The organism is Parahaemophilus parainfluenzae (genome assembly GCF_001055095.1).
GTDB lineage: Bacteria > Pseudomonadota > Gammaproteobacteria > Enterobacterales > Pasteurellaceae > Haemophilus_D > Haemophilus_D parainfluenzae_Z.
On the sequence record NZ_JVHG01000022.1, the window covers coordinates 1 to 16,479 of the forward strand.

A 16,479-nucleotide genomic window follows, 5' to 3' on the forward strand; every position below is an offset into this window, starting at 1 on the left:
GATTTACCTGAACGTTCACGTAAGTAGTAAAGTTTAGCTTTACGTACTGCACCTTTACGTTTAACAGTGATTGAATCTACAACTGGTGAGTGAGTTTGGAATACACGCTCAACACCTACACCGTTAGACACTTTACGTAAAGTAAATGCTGAGTGCAAGCCACGGTTACGAATTGCAATAACCACGCCTTCGAATGCTTGCAAACGACGTTTGCTACCTTCAACTACCCATACTTTAACTTCTAAAGTATCACCTGGGCGGAAGCTAGGTACGTTTTGTTTTAATTGTTCTTGTTCAAGTTGTTTAATAATGTTAGACATTGTTTGATCCTTTATTGATCCTAGATGTAACTGAAACTAACTGTTATATTCGGCTTGCGCCTCTTTTAACAGTTTACGTTGTTCGTCAGTCAGAGCTAGGCCTTCTAAGAGCTCAGGGCGTCGGAGCCACGTTCTTTGTAGCGATTGTTTTAATCGCCATTTGCGAATTTCTTCGTGATGTCCCGACATCAGCACGGATGGCACAGTTAATCCTTCTAACACTTCCGGTCTGGTGTAATGCGGGCAATCTAATAAACCGTCTGCAAAAGAATCTTCTTCTGCGGAGGCTTGTTTGCCTAATACACCGGGAATAAAACGAGCAACAGCATCAATTAATGTCATTGCCGGCAATTCCCCACCAGTCAGAACGTAATCGCCAATTGACCATTCTTCATCAATTTCAGTTTGAATCAATCGCTCATCAATACCTTCGTAACGTCCACATACCAAAATCAATTTCTGATTTTTAGCAAGCTCGGTTACGCCGCCTTGATCGAGTTTACGTCCTTGTGGCGAAAGGTAAATCACCTTTGCGCCTTCTCCTGCCGCTGCTTTCGCAGCATGAATCGCATCCCGTAAAGGTTGCACCATCATCAGCATTCCCGGACCACCACCATAAGGACGGTCATCCACGGTTTTATGCTTGTCGAATGTAAAATCTCTTGGATTCCAACATTCTACTTGCAGAAGATTATGTTTTACGGCTCTACCTGTAACCCCAAATTCCGTAATCGCTTTAAACATTTCGGGGAATAATGAAATCACCCCTATCCACATAAAAAGCCTACTACATTACGTTTGTGCATACTTGAGATTAGAAACCAGCGTCCCAATCCACTTCAATTGTTTTCGTGGTGAGATCGACTCTTTTAACTACTTGTTCATACAAGAATGGAATTAACCGCTCTTGTTTTCCAAAAGCATCTTTAGTATTGGCTTTAACCACTAATACATCATTAGAACCGGTTTCCATCATCTCTGTTACCGTTCCCATTGTATAACCTTCTAGGTTGACGACTGAACAACCGATTAAATCGTGCCAGTAATAATCGCCCTCTTCCAGTTCTGGGAAAACAGATAAATCCACACCAATTTCAACATTTGCTAAAGTTTGTGCAGCTTCACGATCATCAACGCCTTTTAATTTAACGATGATTTCGTGATTATGATGGCGCCAGTTTTCTAATTCAGTTGGCTGCCATTCACCTTTGATTTTTAAAAACCAAGGTTGATAATCAAAAATGCTTTCAGCTTGTTCTGTTGATGAATAAATACGTAACCACCCACGGATACCGTAGGTTGAGCCTAATTTGCCCACAACTTCAATGCGTTGTTGTTCCATATTTTTCACCTATCTTAGTTTAAGAACTAAATCAAAAAGCGAGATTATGCTTTTTGAGCTTCTTTCACCAAAGTTGCAACACGGTCTGAAAGTGATGCACCTTGAGCAACCCAGTGGTTTACACGCTCAAGATCAACACGAAGACGCTCTGCGTTACCTTGTGCGATTGGGTTGAAGAAACCTATACGCTCAATGAAACGATCGTCACGTGGTGAACGGCTGTCAGCTACTACGATTTGATAAAATGGGCGTTTTTTAGCTCCGCCACGAGATAAACGAATGGTTACCATAACCTTCCTCTAAATGTTTAATTACTAAAAGAATATTCTTAAACTCGAAAGCGATTTAAGAATATAGCTTACTTTTTTCTCTGTATATATAGACAAAAAGCCTGCGAGTTTTATACTTTTTGAGCAAAATTGCAAGTTTTGGATGAGCATTCTAATAAGTACGTTATATTCTCTTGAAAAAGTAAACATTATCATTCACATGCAATTTTGTTTTACGTATAATCTAAGAAACTCTCAAATAGTTTTAGGTCAAGTTTACGCGTTAAGCGGTATTTTATATTGATAAAATATCAGTTAAATGAGGTTTATTATGAAAATCAGTTTTCATTCTGTGTTACTTGGATTAGCGTCATGTATTGGCATTCAACAATCTGTGATAGCGAGTCCTCCTTCGTCTTCTCACCAATCAATATCTACTGAGTCCGCTGAGGCTTTAAAGCAACAATTTTCAATCGCTTTAGCTAAACAAGAAAAGCAACAAATTTCTATTTTACAGAAAAAACTCACCGCACTTTTTTCTTTACCTCCCCAATTTCTTGATAATCAGATCCAAATAAGCGAAAAAATCCTCACTCGCATTTTTAAAACAGATAAAAATCTCACCCCTAAATTTCTTGATTATTTATACTTTGAACCGATAAATACTGGCGATGCTAATTTAATTCAGGAAATGAAGAAAAACTTACTGGTGTCTTTTTTAGCGAATGAGCAGGCAAAAATTTATATTCGTCAAACAGATAATTCGGAGCAATTTGTTCAGGCTTTAATAGAACGGGGAGCCAAACCAGATCAAATTATATTATTGTCTTTGGATGCTAAAGGCATATTTCAAAAAATTATTGAACAGATGCGTCAAGATTTTCCTAATCAAACAACTTTTTCTATTACTGAGAATCGAGTGAGTTTGATAACCCCTTCTTCTGAAATTAAGCCCCGCCTCGCTCTAGCCAATATGATGTTTGCTCGCCAATTTAAAGGGGTGGAGGTTGATGATTTTTCGTATTTAGATCAAGCACGTGAAAATCTTCAACACAATAACTATGCTATTCGTTATAAGACTTTCCAAGCAATGCTTGAAGGCTTAAATTAATCCGTTTACTCACAAGGAGCCATTATGTTTTTATCTAAAAAATCAGTTACCTTTGCAGTTAGTGCGTTAGCAATGCTTTGCTCAGGTGCAGCCTTTGCTAAAGAAGCGCCGCAAGCACATAAAGCTGTGGAGTTAAGTATCTTACATATTAACGACCACCATTCTTATTTGGAACCGCACGAAGCAAGAATTAATCTAAATGGTCAACAAACAAAGGTTGATATTGGCGGTTTTTCTGCTGTGAATGGAAAACTTTATGAGTTACGTAAAAAGTATAAAAATCCATTAGTGCTACATGCTGGTGATGCGATTACCGGTACGCTGTATTTCACACTTTTTGGCGGTTCCGCTGATGCGGCTGTCATGAATGCTGGTAATTTCCATTATTTTACTTTGGGTAACCATGAATTTGACGCGGGTAATGAAGGTTTATTAAAACTACTCGAGCCATTAAAAATTCCAGTACTTTCAGCCAATGTTATTCCTGATAAAAATTCAATTTTATATAACAAATGGAAACCTTACGATATTTTCACTGTGGATGGAGAAAAAATTGCCATTATCGGTTTAGATACCGTGAATAAAACGGTTAATTCATCTTCACCAGGTAAGGATGTGAAGTTCTATGATGAAATTGCTACCGCACAAATTATGGCAAATGCGCTAAAACAACAAGGCATTAATAAAATCATTTTACTTTCACATGCAGGAAGTGAAAAAAATATCGAAATTGCTCAAAAAGTAAATGATATTGATGTGATCGTTACTGGGGATTCACATTATTTATACGGCAATGATGAATTACGTGGTTTAAAACTTCCAGTAATCTATGAATATCCGCTTGAATTTAAAAATCCGAATGGCGAACCGGTATTTGTAATGGAAGGTTGGGCTTATTCTGCTGTTGTGGGTGACTTAGGTGTTAAATTCAGTCCTGAAGGTATTGCGTCTATTACTCGTAAAATTCCTCATGTGTTAATGAGTTCTCATAAACTTCAAGTGAAAAATGCGGAAGGTAAATGGACTGAATTAACAGGCGATGAACGTAAAAAAGCGCTTGATACTTTAAAGTCAATGAAGAGTATTTCACTTGATGATCATGATGCAAAAACAGACATGCTTATTTCAAAATATAAAAGTGAAAAAGATCGTTTAGCACAAGAAATTGTTGGCGTCATCACCGGTTCTGCAATGCCGGGTGGTTCAGCAAATCGTATCCCAAATAAAGCAGGCTCAAATCCAGAAGGTTCTATTGCAACGCGTTTTATTGCAGAAACAATGTATAACGAACTCAAAACAGTGGATTTAACCATTCAAAATGCAGGCGGTGTTCGTGCGGATATTTTACCAGGCAATGTAACCTTTAATGATGCTTATACTTTCTTACCTTTCGGGAATACGTTATATACCTATAAAATGGAAGGTTCGTTAGTGAAACAAGTGCTTGAAGATGCGATGCAATTTGCTTTAGTTGATGGTTCTACAGGGGCATTCCCTTATGGCGCGGGCATTCGTTACGAAGCGAATGAAATACCAAATGCGGAAGGTAAACGTTTAGTCAGCGTGGAAGTATTGAATAAACAAACCCAACAATGGGAACCAATTGATGATAATAAACGTTATCTCGTTGGTACTAATGCTTATGTAGCTAGCGGTAAAGATGGTTACAAAACTTTTGGTAAATTATTTAACGATCCGAAATATGAAGGCGTTGATACTTACTTGCCTGATGCGGAAAGTTTCATTAAATTTATGAAAAAACATCCGCACTTTGAGGCTTACACTTCATCAAATGTGAAATTTAATGCTTCTAGTGATGCGTTACCTAAAAAATAAAAGCTAAAATATATTGAAAATAGCGCGTATTTAACACTCGATTTTATACCTCAGGCAAACCCACTTTATAGACCATCTGGTAAAGGTGGGTTTATTTTTTGTCGTTTTATCTCTTTCTATTACATTTCACTTTAGATTGCCATTCAAGCAGTCAGTTTCGTAGAGTTTTTACCATTACCTCATATTAATAAAGTCTGAATTATAAAAAGCGTAAAAAAGCCCATAGCACAAGGGCATTTTCTTGATATTTTGTGCTTGCTTGCATGTGTACTTTCGACGAACCTCTGTAATGGGCATAACTATGTCTATGGTGTTGTTCTGCTTCCGTAAAGTTATGCTCAACCATTTTTGCTAGACGTTTGTAGAGTTTTTCCCTTGCTCCGATGACTTAACTGCATTGGCATTTTGAGTAGTGTAAAAGCGCATTTTGTTCAACAACGTGCCGATATTGTAGAAATGGAAGGAAAAATTTGGCTCAACCTCGCCAATCCTTTAACCTTACTTGGTGTGCATGGTTATGATGAACCTCCACACATAACCGATTGTAAAATTAAAATTTTTATTTCATCTGATTTAGATGATCAGACGTTTGATAAGCTTACTGAAGCTGCATTAAGAAATTGTTTTATCTACAACACATTAAATAAAACGTTTTCTTTTACTGTCTTGTTTGAGCAAGTTTTGTAATTCATTATATCAGTTAAAAATACGACTTAAATTAAATACCATCAATATTTTCCTAATTTGAAATAATTGGTATTTTTTTATACCATAAATGCACTTTTGGAAACAATCCACTCAAATCCTACTGAGCGTTTCCTTCAAAATCGCACTTCTCCGTGCTATCATTTGCGATGGTTCCATCTCACCATTTAGGGCTTAAAGCCTTATTTTATTTAATCTGATTTTATTTTTATTCACTTAATTTTTAAGGGGGAAGCGTTGTCTTTATCTAAATTTATGGAAAAGCAAACGTCGTTCAATCCTTTAGTGATTGGTGCAACGTTATTTTTTGTGGTGTTGCTTGTCGCGATGATTTTAATCGCACCTGAACAAACACAAACTTTATTAAATGCTGCTAAATCGGGCATTTTTGCCAACTTTAGTTGGTTTTACGTATTAGCATTCTCAGTATTTTTGGGCTTTTTAGTCATTTTATCAGTCAGTAGCCTAGGTAATATCAAATTAGGCAATGATGAAGAAGAGCCTGAATTTGGTTTTCTGTCTTGGTTGGCGATGTTATTTGCTGCCGGTATGGGGGTAGGGTTGATGTTCTTTGGTGTAGCAGAACCATTGACGCATTACTTATCTGATATTACCACAGGCAGCGCAGAGCATAAGCAACAAGAAGCCTTGTTACACACCTTATTCCACTGGGGAATTCATGCCTGGGCGGTGTATGGCACGATTGCGTTGGCATTGGCTTACTTTGGATTCCGTTACAAATTACCTTTGGCATTACGTTCTTGTTTCTATCCGTTATTGAAAGAGCGTATTAATGGCAAGTTAGGCGATCTTATCGACATTATGGCGTTACTTGCCACCTTATTTGGTGTTATCACAACATTAGGTTTTGGTGCATCACAATTGGGTGCAGGCTTACATCAATTAGGCTGGATTAGCGAAAATAGCTTCAGCTTGCAAGTTGTCGTAATTGCCGTGGTAATGAGTTTAGCGATATTTTCCGCGATTTCTGGTGTAGGGAAAGGGGTAAAAATCTTAAGTGAGCTGAATTTAACATTAGCTTTCTGTTTGTTGATTTTCGTCTTAGTGGCGGGACCGACACTTTATTTGTTATCCGCTTTTAGCGACAACATCGGAACGTATCTTAGCAACTTAGTAAAATTAAGTTTCAAAACCTATGTTTATGAACAAGAACATACTAGTTGGTTTAGCGGTTGGACAATTCTGTATTGGGCATGGTGGTGTTCTTGGGCGCCATTTGTCGGTTTATTTATTGCTCGTATTTCGAAAGGGCGTACCATTCGCGAATTTATTTTCGGCGTGTTGGTGATTCCTAGCATGTTCGGTATCTTGTGGTTTACCGTATTTGGTAATACAGCCATTTGGTTGAATGATGGTGAAGCTGCAGGTGCGTTAGGACAAATGATTTCTTCGCCTGAAACGTTGCTCTTTAAGTTCTTAGATTATTTACCGCTTTCTGGTGTGACGGGTTTAGTGAGTTTGGTGGTGATTTCTTTATTTTTTATCACTTCTGCGGATTCGGGCATTTATGTATTAAATAACATTGCATCACGCGATAAAAGTCTTGCTGCACCACGTTGGCAAGCGGTGATGTGGGGCGTATTAATGTCAACTGTCGCCATTGTTTTGATGCAATCAGGCGGCTTGGCTAATCTACAGACAATGACGCTATTAGTGGCATTACCTTTCGCGATGTTGATGTTATTGATGTGTTTTAGTTTATGGAAAGGTTTGAGTGCGGATAAAAAATATTTTGATACCAAAGTTAATCCAACCAGTATTTTCTGGACGGGGGATAAATGGAAAGAACGTTTGGAACAAATGATGAACCAAACGCAAGAAAAAGATATTTTACGCTTCCTTAAACATACGGTATTGCCGGCAATGCGTGAGCTACGCCAAGAATTGATTGGTAAATATGAATTGAGTGTGCAAATTAACACGTTATTTGATCAAGATGAACCTGCAGTCGAGTTAGTCATTCAAAAAGATTTGATGAGAGACTTTATGTACGGGGTGAAATCTATCGGTCGTGAGGTGTCAGAGCAATTAATTAATGATGATAACTTGCCACATATCCAACATAGTATGACCTATGAGCCATACACTTATTTCTTTGATGGTCGAGTGGGTTATGATGTGCAATATATGGACCAAGATGAATTAATTGCCGATATGTTGAAACATTATGAACGTTATTTAAGTTTGCTAGACGATGTGGGTCAAGAATTGATGGCACACGAGCAAACAGAACTGGCTGAATAATAAGATTAAAGTGCGGTTGAAAATCCTATAAGTTTTTAACCGCACTTTTTATCTTAAAACAAATATGAAGATACAAAATACTTTTAAAGCAAATGTTATTTGGGGCAGTTTAGGTTTTAGTTTAGCGATTATTGCAGCTCTTTTATTTGATACGCAGCAAACGATATCTTATCTTGCTGCGGCGAAAGCCTTTATTTTCTCTCAATTTAGCTGGTTTTATATTTTACTGAGTGCATTTTTTCTATTCTTTTTACTCTTCTTAGCATTAGGACGATATGGTGATATTAAGCTGGGGGGCGATGAGGAAGAACCAGAGTTTAAATTAGGCTCTTGGATTGCATTACTCTTTACCTCTGGAATTGGTATTGGCATTGTTTTTCTTGGCGTTGCTGAACCGCTTTCACATTTTCTTTCACCAATAGGTGAATATGAGAAAGTTCGAACGGCATTATTTTTTAGTATTTTTCATTGGAGTATCAGTGCTTGGGCTATTTATGGATTAATTGCACTTACGATTGCTTATTTCGGATTTCGCTATAAATTACCCTTTTCTTTACGCTCTTGTTTTTATCCCTTACTGAAAGAAAAGATTAATGGAAGAGTCGGGGATATCATTGATATTCTCGGAATTTGCACTACCTTATTTGGCGTGGTTGCAACCTTAGGTTACAGTGCAATTCGATTAGCTGCAGCGTTCCATTCAATGCATTTATTGGATAACTCACCGTATTTGGTTCCCCTTATTTTAGTGAGTGTTTTTATCATTGCTATCTTAATTTCACTGCAAGGGATTGCCAACGGGTTCCGTATTCTTAGTGAGCTTAATCTAGGCGTCACATTTCTCTTTATGCTACTGGTTTTGCTATTCGGTCCGACGATATATTTAATTTCTGCGTTTACAGAAAATATTGGCACCTACTTAAGCGGTTTAATTAGAGTCGGCTTCAAGGCTTATGCCTATGATGTAGAACATCTAGATTGGTTTATGGATTGGACGGTTTTTTACTGGGCATGGTGGTTTTCATGGGCGCCAGGCTTTGGGATTTTTATCGCACGGATTTCTCGCGGACGAACTTTGCGGGAGTTTATTTTCGGCGTATTGATGGTGCCAAGTTTATTCTTTGTTTTATGGTTCACAGTATTTGGAAATGGGGCCATTTGGGTTAATGAACATCTTGCTAAGGGGGCATTAGGTCAAGCTGTAAATAATGTGGGGTCACTCCTTTTTGATTTTCTGAGTTATTTACCCTATTCCGGTTTAACTAAAACGTTAGCTTTATTTATTATCACACTCTTTTTTATTGTAACCATTAACTTTGGTATTTATACGCTTAATAATATCGCAATTGAAGACAAAAGCCAGGTTTCACCTCGTTGGCAATCTATGTTTTGGGGTGGTTTATTGTCAGCTGTTACATTTGTTCTTTATCTTTTTGGCGGTATTGAAATACTACAATCAACGATGTTGTTTTTCTCTTTACCTTTTGCTCTGTTGATGTCAGTGATGGCATGGAGTTTGTTAAAAGGTTTACGATTTGAACGTCAATATTATTCCACAGAGGTTTCAGATTTGTGGACAGGTGCAAACTGGCGTAGTCGTTTAAGACAGCTAGTGATTGAACCTAAGCGAGATGACGCCATTTCCCATTTAAAAACAACAGCACTTTTAGCAATGAGAGAGTTACGGCAGTTACTCATTGGTACCTATGGTCTAAATGTGACATTACATCAACGTTTTGACGTCGATAATAATCAACTGGTCCTTTCTATTGAAAATGGATTAGCAGAAGATTTTTTTTACCAAATTACCTTGTTTGAGAAGCCCGCATCTGAAACAGCACAAGTTCATCATGCATTAATGGTTTCAACCAATATTCAATTGGAAGGTTATCCTTTGAATATCACAAAGGAAGAGGATTTGATCGTGGACATCTTGCAATGTTATGAGCGATACATGAGAGAGCTGGATTTTGTTATTTCATAATTCCTGTCTCATGAGCAAACAGAACTGGCTGAATAATAAGAATAAAGTGCGGTTAAAAATCCTCTAAATTTTTGACCGCACTTTTAAAATTACCTCTTGAGACAAATGCATAAAAAGAGTATATTCAAGCCCAAATTTTCAATTTAATTCTAACGGAGTTTTTCTATGTTTGGTTTATCCCCAGCACAAATGATTATTTTATTAGTCGTGATTTTATTAGTATTCGGTACAAAAAAATTACGCAATGCGGGATCTGATCTTGGCGCAGCAGTAAAAGGCTTTAAAAAAGCGATGTCTGATGACGAGCCGAAAAAAGATGCGGAATTTACTCAAATTAAAGACGGTACAAACACCGCTGAAAAAACTGAAACTGTAAAAGATAAAGAACAGGCATAACCGTGTTTGATATTGGTTTTTCCGAACTTGTTTTATTGATGCTTGTGGGCTTAGTAGTACTAGGCCCTAAGCGTTTGCCTGTGGCTATTCGCACGGTAATGGGCTGGGTGAAAACGATCCGTGGGTTGGCAGCTAATGTTCAAAATGAATTAAAACAAGAGCTTAAATTGCAAGAATTGCAAGATAGCATTAAGAAAGCGGAACAACTAAATCTAAAACAGCTTTCCCCAGACTTAAGTAAAACCGTTGAAGAGCTGAAAGAGCAAGCTCAAAAAATGCGTGCAGAGTTAGAAGAAAAAGCGACTGCAGCAGGAACAACGGTGGAAGAGCAAATTAAAGAAATTAAAAGTGCGGCTGAAAATCCGGCTGATTCTGCGGAAAAACTTGAGGTAAGCGCACAAGGAACAGCAGAGAAACCGGTTGAAACAGCATCCACAGAACATGCAGAGAATGAAACTGCTGAAGTTTTGGAATCTGAAAAAACAGAAGTGGATTTGACCGCACTTGAACCTCATGAACAAGCTGAATTAACTGAGCGTTTATCCGATTACTATTCGCCGGATGATGTGGAGCTACAGCCAGCACCCAAATCTGAAGCGAAGTCCTAGAGAATAATTATGAGCAATATGACGGACGATTCCCAACCGTTAATTACCCATCTTGTTGAACTCAGAAACCGCTTATTACGTTGTGTAATTTGTATTTTAGTGGTTTTTGTGGCGTTGGTTTATTTTTCTAATGATATTTATCATTTTGTTGCCGCACCTTTAACAGCTGTGATGCCAAAAGGTGCAACGATGATTGCAACCAATATCCAAACACCTTTCTTTACGCCAATTAAATTAACCGCGATTGTCTCGGTGTTTATTTCGGTGCCTTATTTGCTTTATCAAATTTGGGCGTTTGTTGCACCGGCACTATATCAACATGAAAAACGTTTAATTTATCCGTTATTATTTTCCAGTACAGTTTTATTCTATTGCGGTGTAGCATTTGCTTATTATATTGTTTTCCCTTTTGTGTTTAGTTTCTTTACCCAAACTGCACCAGAAGGGGTGGCTATCGCCACAGATATTAGCAGTTACCTTGATTTTGCCTTAGCGTTATTCTTGGCATTCGGTGTGTGTTTTGAAGTACCTGTTGCTATTATTTTGCTTTGTTGGACTGGTGTAACCACGACGAAAGCATTGGCTTCAAAACGTCCTTATATTATTGTGGGTGCGTTCTTTGTTGGCATGATCTTAACGCCACCCGATGTTTTCTCACAAACTTTACTAGCTGTGCCAATGTGCCTTCTCTTTGAATTAGGCTTGTTAGTTGCACGTTTCTATCAACCGAAAGAGGATGAAGAAGAGACAACGGATGAAGAAAGTGCGGTAGAAAATCAGGCTGATTTAAATCACAAAGATTAAGAAAATGGGCGTAGGTGATACGCCCTTTTAACATCATAAAAAACAGGAATATTATTATGACTCAACAAATTTTAGGCGGTTTCCCAACCCGTCGTCTTCGTCGTTTACGTAAACATGATTTTAGTCGTCGTTTAGTGGCAGAAAATACATTAACCGCGAATGATTTAATTTATCCGGTATTTATCATTGAAGGTGAAAATCATCGTGAGCCTGTCCCTTCTATGCCTAAAGTTGAACGTTTAACGATCGATCAATTATTAATTGAAGCAGGCCTTTTAGTGAAATACGGTGTGCCTGTGATTTCATTATTCCCTGTGGTTGAGCAAGATAAAAAATCGTTAATGGCAGATGAAGCGTTTAATCCGAATGGTTTGGTACAGCGTGCAGTGAGAGCATTGAAAGCCGCTTATCCAGAATTAGGTGTATTAACCGATGTCGCACTCGATCCTTATACACTACACGGGCAAGACGGGATCATTGATGAAGAAGGCTATGTATTAAACGATATTACAACAGATATCCTGATTAAACAGGCTGTTTCACACGCTGAAGCTGGTGCTGATATTGTTGCACCGAGTGATATGATGGATGGACGTATTGGTCGTATTCGTCAGGCATTGGAAGAAAATGGTCATATCAATACGCAAATTATGGCGTATTCTGCAAAATATGCGTCTAATTATTATGGTCCATTCCGTGATGCAGTCGGTTCTGCCGGTAACCTGAAAGGTGGTGACAAGAAAACCTATCAACTTGATCCAGCCAACGGTAATGAAGGCTTGCAAGAAGTGGCTCTTGATTTACAAGAAGGGGCAGATATGGTGATGGTAAAACCAGGTATGCCATATTTAGACATGGTATATCGTGTGAAAGACTATTTCGGCGTGCCAACCTTTGCTTATCAAGTTTCTGGTGAATATGCGATGCATATGGCAGCCATTCAAAATGGTTGGTTGAAAGAAAAAGAATGCATTATGGAATCATTGCTTTGCTTTAAACGTGCGGGTGCAGACGGTATTTTGACGTATTTTGCGAAGCAAGTCGCTGAATGGCTTTACTTAGAAGGTAAAAATAAATAAGCACTTTTTAACTTGAAGTGCTAATCCAGGTGCTAATTTTAGATACCGTCTAATAAAAACGAGAAAATATTAAATGTTTTCTCGTTTTTTATTTTTTCTTCATTTTTTCTATAAAAAAACTATTGCCTAGTTGATTTTTCTATTGTTATATTGATGACACGCCGCAACAAGACGGTGATAAATAAAATAACGTTACACACATCATATTAACTCACTACTAGAAGGAAAATCCTATGTCAGCAGTAGCATCATTAGACGCATTTCTTGAAAAAGTGGCTCAACGTGACGGCCACCAACCTGAATTTTTACAAGCCGTTCGTGAAGTCTTCACGTCAATCTGGCCTTTCTTGGAAGCAAACCCTAAATACCGTTCAGAAGCTTTATTGGAGCGTTTAGTTGAGCCAGAGCGCGCAATCCAATTCCGTGTGGCATGGACTGATGATAAAGGCCAAGTTCAAGTAAACCGTGCTTTCCGCGTGCAATTCAACAGTGCAATTGGTCCTTTTAAAGGTGGTATGCGTTTCCATCCATCTGTTAACTTATCGATTTTAAAATTCTTAGGCTTTGAACAGATCTTTAAAAATGCCTTAACTACATTGCCAATGGGCGGTGCGAAAGGGGGCTCAGATTTTGATCCTAAAGGCAAATCAGATGCTGAAGTGATGCGTTTCTGCCAAGCGTTAATGGCTGAATTGTATCGTCATGTTGGCCCAGATACCGATGTGCCTGCCGGTGATATTGGTGTAGGTGGTCGTGAAGTCGGTTATCTTGCAGGCTATATGAAAAAATTATCAAACCAAGCGGCTTGCGTGTTTACTGGTCGTGGTCTTTCATTTGGTGGGAGCTTAATTCGTCCTGAAGCGACAGGTTATGGATTAGTTTATTTTGCCCAAGCAATGCTCGCTGAAAAAGGGGATAGCTTCCAAGGTAAAACCGTTTTAGTTTCTGGTTCTGGTAACGTGGCGCAATATGCGATTGAAAAAGCGATGGCGCTGGGTGCGAAAGTCGTAACCTGTTCTGATTCTGCGGGTTACGTGTATTTACCAGAAGGATTCGATCGTGAAAAATTAGAGGCTTTATTAGAGCTCAAAAATGTAAAACGTGGTCGAGTAGAAGAGTTTGCAAAACAATTCGGTCTTCAATATTTTGCAGGCAAACGTCCTTGGGAAGTGAAAGCAGATATTGCACTTCCTTGCGCAACCCAAAATGAATTAGAGATTTCAGATGCGAAAGCCTTAATCGCAAATGGAGTGAAATTAGTCGCAGAAGGTGCAAACATGCCAACCACTATCGAAGCGACAGAAGCATTCTTAGAGGCTGGTGTATTATTTGGCCCAGGTAAAGCAGCTAATGCAGGTGGTGTTGCGACATCTGGCTTAGAAATGGCGCAGAGTTCACAACGTTTGTACTGGACAGCTGAAGAAGTGGATAAACAGCTTCATCGCATTATGTTAGATATTCATGCCAACTGTAAAAAATACGGTTCAGCAGAAGGTCAAGCAAACATTAACTACGTAGTGGGTGCAAACGTAGCAGGCTTTGTGAAAGTGGCCGACGCGATGTTAGCACAAGGCGTTTATTAATTCACAAAATGAATAAAAAATTGACCGCACTTTGTGATGAAGTGCGGTCATTTTTTATGGTGAATTATTATGTTGAGATAGGCGAGCGGCTTGCTTTTTTGCTCAAAAAGTGTAAAATCTTCAGGCTTTTTGTCTATATATACAGAGAAAAAAGTAAGCTATATTCTTAAATCACTTTCGAGTTTGAGAATATTCTTTTAGTAATTAAACATTTAGAGGAAGGTTATGGTAACCATTCGTTTATCTCGTGGCGGAGCTAAAAAACGCCCATTTTATCAAATCGTAGTAGCTGACAGCCGTTCACCACGTGACGATCGTTTCATTGAGCGTATAGGTTTCTTCAACCCAATCGCACAAGGTAACGCAGAGCGTCTTCGTGTTGATCTTGAGCGTGTAAACCACTGGGTTGCTCAAGGTGCATCACTTTCAGACCGTGTTGCAACTTTGGTGAAAGAAGCTCAAAAAGCATAATCTCGCTTTTTGATTTAGTTCTTAAACTAAGATAGGTGAAAAATATGGAACAACAACGCATTGAAGTTGTGGGCAAATTAGGCTCAACCTACGGTATCCGTGGGTGGTTACGTATTTATTCATCAACAGAACAAGCTGAAAGCATTTTTGATTATCAACCTTGGTTTTTAAAAATCAAAGGTGAATGGCAGCCAACTGAATTAGAAAACTGGCGCCATCATAATCACGAAATCATCGTTAAATTAAAAGGCGTTGATGATCGTGAAGCTGCACAAACTTTAGCAAATGTTGAAATTGGTGTGGATTTATCTGTTTTCCCAGAACTGGAAGAGGGCGATTATTACTGGCACGATTTAATCGGTTGTTCAGTCGTCAACCTAGAAGGTTATACAATGGGAACGGTAACAGAGATGATGGAAACCGGTTCTAATGATGTATTAGTGGTTAAAGCCAATACTAAAGATGCTTTTGGAAAACAAGAGCGGTTAATTCCATTCTTGTATGAACAAGTAGTTAAAAGAGTCGATCTCACCACGAAAACAATTGAAGTGGATTGGGACGCTGGTTTCTAATCTCAAGTATGCACAAACGTAATGTAGTAGGCTTTTTATGTGGATAGGGGTGATTTCATTATTCCCCGAAATGTTTAAAGCGATTACGGAATTTGGGGTTACAGGTAGAGCCGTAAAACATAATCTTCTGCAAGTAGAATGTTGGAATCCAAGAGATTTTACATTCGACAAGCATAAAACCGTGGATGACCGTCCTTATGGTGGTGGTCCGGGAATGCTGATGATGGTGCAACCTTTACGGGATGCGATTCATGCTGCGAAAGCAGCGGCAGGAGAAGGCGCAAAGGTGATTTACCTTTCGCCACAAGGACGTAAACTCGATCAAGGCGGCGTAACCGAGCTTGCTAAAAATCAGAAATTGATTTTGGTATGTGGACGTTACGAAGGTATTGATGAGCGATTGATTCAAACTGAAATTGATGAAGAATGGTCAATTGGCGATTACGTTCTGACTGGTGGGGAATTGCCGGCAATGACATTAATTGATGCTGTTGCTCGTTTTATTCCCGGTGTATTAGGCAAACAAGCCTCCGCAGAAGAAGATTCTTTTGCAGACGGTTTATTAGATTGCCCGCATTACACCAGACCGGAAGTGTTAGAAGGATTAACTGTGCCATCCGTGCTGATGTCGGGACATCACGAAGAAATTCGCAAATGGCGATTAAAACAATCGCTACAAAGAACGTGGCTCCGACGCCCTGAGCTCTTAGAAGGCCTAGCTCTGACTGACGAACAACGTAAACTGTTAAAAGAGGCGCAAGCCGAATATAACAGTTAGTTTCAGTTACATCTAGGATCAATAAAGGATCAAACAATGTCTAACATTATTAAACAACTTGAACAAGAACAATTAAAACAAAACGTACCTAGCTTCCGCCCAGGTGATACTTTAGAAGTTAAAGTATGGGTAGTTGAAGGTAGCAAACGTCGTTTGCAAGCATTCGAAGGCGTGGTTATTGCAATTCGTAACCGTGGCTTGCACTCAGCATTTACTTTACGTAAAGTGTCTAACGGTGTAGGTGTTGAGCGTGTATTCCAAACTCACTCACCAGTTGTAGATTCAATCACTGTTAAACGTAAAGGTGCAGTACGTAAAGCTAAACTTTACTACTTACGTGAACGTTCAGGTAAATC

At 38.7% G+C, this 16,479-nt stretch carries 18 protein-coding genes; 14 read left to right on the forward strand and 4 right to left on the reverse strand.

Translation table 11 applies throughout. The annotated features are described in order from the left end of the window. The 4 genes from rplS (ADA56_RS05655) to rpsP (ADA56_RS05670) form a co-directional block, all read right to left on the reverse strand. The coding region (gene rplS / locus ADA56_RS05655; protein ID WP_049369773.1) for a 50S ribosomal protein L19 at positions 1-320 on the reverse strand (320 nt) is incomplete at its 3' end. Between the two features lie 36 nt (positions 321-356). Then, positions 357-1,097, reverse strand: coding sequence for a tRNA (guanosine(37)-N1)-methyltransferase TrmD (gene trmD / locus ADA56_RS05660; protein ID WP_049369774.1), 741 nt, complete (start codon positions 1,095-1,097; stop codon positions 357-359). 37 nt (positions 1,098-1,134) lie between these two features. Next, positions 1,135-1,662, reverse strand: coding sequence for a ribosome maturation factor RimM (gene rimM / locus ADA56_RS05665; protein ID WP_005697003.1), 528 nt, complete (start codon positions 1,660-1,662; stop codon positions 1,135-1,137). Positions 1,663-1,706: 44 nt separating this feature from the next. Continuing rightward, a complete protein-coding gene (rpsP, locus tag ADA56_RS05670; RefSeq protein WP_049369775.1) occupies positions 1,707-1,952 on the reverse strand; it encodes a 30S ribosomal protein S16 in 246 nt (81 codons plus the stop codon). Between the two features lie 310 nt (positions 1,953-2,262). Between rpsP (ADA56_RS05670) and ADA56_RS05675 the strand changes: the two genes are divergently transcribed. From ADA56_RS05675 to rplS (ADA56_RS05740), 14 genes are all read left to right on the forward strand, one after another. Next, complete coding sequence (locus ADA56_RS05675) at positions 2,263-3,042, forward strand: hypothetical protein (RefSeq protein WP_032827502.1); 780 nt, start codon at positions 2,263-2,265, stop codon at positions 3,040-3,042. A gap of 24 nt (positions 3,043-3,066) precedes the next feature. After that, complete coding sequence (nadN, locus tag ADA56_RS05680) at positions 3,067-4,878, forward strand: NAD nucleotidase (protein ID WP_049357781.1); 1,812 nt, start codon at positions 3,067-3,069, stop codon at positions 4,876-4,878. Between the two features lie 405 nt (positions 4,879-5,283). After that, on the forward strand, positions 5,284-5,565 hold the full coding sequence (locus ADA56_RS05685; protein ID WP_230845737.1) for an OsmC family protein: 282 nt from the start codon (positions 5,284-5,286) through the stop codon (positions 5,563-5,565). 255 nt (positions 5,566-5,820) lie between these two features. Further along, positions 5,821-7,848 (forward strand): BCCT family transporter, encoded by a 2,028-nt coding sequence (locus tag ADA56_RS05690; protein WP_049369776.1) that lies wholly within the window; start codon positions 5,821-5,823, stop codon positions 7,846-7,848. A gap of 64 nt (positions 7,849-7,912) precedes the next feature. After that, positions 7,913-9,832, forward strand: coding sequence for a BCCT family transporter (locus ADA56_RS05695; protein ID WP_049369777.1), 1,920 nt, complete (start codon positions 7,913-7,915; stop codon positions 9,830-9,832). 165 nt (positions 9,833-9,997) lie between these two features. Beyond that, positions 9,998-10,228, forward strand: a complete 231-nt coding sequence (tatA, locus tag ADA56_RS05700; protein ID WP_005697873.1) for a twin-arginine translocase TatA/TatE family subunit — start codon at positions 9,998-10,000, stop codon at positions 10,226-10,228. A 2-nt stretch (positions 10,229-10,230) separates the two neighbouring features. Continuing rightward, positions 10,231-10,836: a Sec-independent protein translocase protein TatB gene (gene tatB / locus ADA56_RS05705; RefSeq protein ID WP_049369778.1), complete on the forward strand. Its 606-nt coding sequence runs from the start codon at positions 10,231-10,233 to the stop codon at positions 10,834-10,836. 9 nt (positions 10,837-10,845) lie between these two features. Then, positions 10,846-11,640: a twin-arginine translocase subunit TatC gene (gene tatC / locus ADA56_RS05710; RefSeq protein ID WP_049364863.1), complete on the forward strand. Its 795-nt coding sequence runs from the start codon at positions 10,846-10,848 to the stop codon at positions 11,638-11,640. A 56-nt stretch (positions 11,641-11,696) separates the two neighbouring features. After that, complete coding sequence (gene hemB / locus ADA56_RS05715; protein WP_049363661.1) at positions 11,697-12,719, forward strand: porphobilinogen synthase; 1,023 nt, start codon at positions 11,697-11,699, stop codon at positions 12,717-12,719. 233 nt (positions 12,720-12,952) lie between these two features. Then, the gene (gene gdhA, locus ADA56_RS05720) at positions 12,953-14,302 is read left to right on the forward strand and encodes an NADP-specific glutamate dehydrogenase (RefSeq protein WP_049369779.1); all 1,350 of its coding nucleotides are present in this window, start codon (positions 12,953-12,955) and stop codon (positions 14,300-14,302) included. 225 nt (positions 14,303-14,527) lie between these two features. Continuing rightward, positions 14,528-14,773 carry a 30S ribosomal protein S16 gene (gene rpsP, locus ADA56_RS05725; RefSeq protein WP_049369775.1) on the forward strand — a complete coding sequence of 82 codons (246 nt, stop codon included), beginning with the start codon at positions 14,528-14,530 and terminating at the stop codon, positions 14,771-14,773. Between the two features lie 44 nt (positions 14,774-14,817). Continuing rightward, positions 14,818-15,345 (forward strand): ribosome maturation factor RimM, encoded by a 528-nt coding sequence (gene rimM, locus ADA56_RS05730; protein WP_005697003.1) that lies wholly within the window; start codon positions 14,818-14,820, stop codon positions 15,343-15,345. A 37-nt stretch (positions 15,346-15,382) separates the two neighbouring features. Then, the gene (trmD, locus tag ADA56_RS05735) at positions 15,383-16,123 is read left to right on the forward strand and encodes a tRNA (guanosine(37)-N1)-methyltransferase TrmD (RefSeq protein ID WP_049369774.1); all 741 of its coding nucleotides are present in this window, start codon (positions 15,383-15,385) and stop codon (positions 16,121-16,123) included. 36 nt (positions 16,124-16,159) lie between these two features. Next, positions 16,160-16,479 (forward strand): 50S ribosomal protein L19 (rplS, locus tag ADA56_RS05740; RefSeq protein ID WP_049369773.1); only part of this gene is annotated, 320 nt, incomplete at its 3' end.

What these genes read in the sequence shown, in the direction of transcription:
- hemB (WP_049363661.1), top strand. Translation starts at nt 11,697, where the DNA reads ATGACTCAACAAATTTTAGGCGGTTTCCCAACCCGTCGTCTTCGTCGT.
- trmD (WP_049369774.1), bottom strand. Translation starts at nt 1,097, where the DNA reads ATGTGGATAGGGGTGATTTCATTATTCCCCGAAATGTTTAAAGCGATT.
- tatC (WP_049364863.1), top strand. Translation starts at nt 10,846, where the DNA reads ATGAGCAATATGACGGACGATTCCCAACCGTTAATTACCCATCTTGTT.
- rpsP (WP_049369775.1), bottom strand. Translation starts at nt 1,952, where the DNA reads ATGGTAACCATTCGTTTATCTCGTGGCGGAGCTAAAAAACGCCCATTT.
- nadN (WP_049357781.1), top strand. Translation starts at nt 3,067, where the DNA reads ATGTTTTTATCTAAAAAATCAGTTACCTTTGCAGTTAGTGCGTTAGCA.
- trmD (WP_049369774.1), top strand. Translation starts at nt 15,383, where the DNA reads ATGTGGATAGGGGTGATTTCATTATTCCCCGAAATGTTTAAAGCGATT.
- ADA56_RS05675 (WP_032827502.1), top strand. Translation starts at nt 2,263, where the DNA reads ATGAAAATCAGTTTTCATTCTGTGTTACTTGGATTAGCGTCATGTATT.
- rimM (WP_005697003.1), top strand. Translation starts at nt 14,818, where the DNA reads ATGGAACAACAACGCATTGAAGTTGTGGGCAAATTAGGCTCAACCTAC.
- gdhA (WP_049369779.1), top strand. Translation starts at nt 12,953, where the DNA reads ATGTCAGCAGTAGCATCATTAGACGCATTTCTTGAAAAAGTGGCTCAA.
- tatA (WP_005697873.1), top strand. Translation starts at nt 9,998, where the DNA reads ATGTTTGGTTTATCCCCAGCACAAATGATTATTTTATTAGTCGTGATT.
- ADA56_RS05695 (WP_049369777.1), top strand. Translation starts at nt 7,913, where the DNA reads ATGAAGATACAAAATACTTTTAAAGCAAATGTTATTTGGGGCAGTTTA.
- rpsP (WP_049369775.1), top strand. Translation starts at nt 14,528, where the DNA reads ATGGTAACCATTCGTTTATCTCGTGGCGGAGCTAAAAAACGCCCATTT.
- rimM (WP_005697003.1), bottom strand. Translation starts at nt 1,662, where the DNA reads ATGGAACAACAACGCATTGAAGTTGTGGGCAAATTAGGCTCAACCTAC.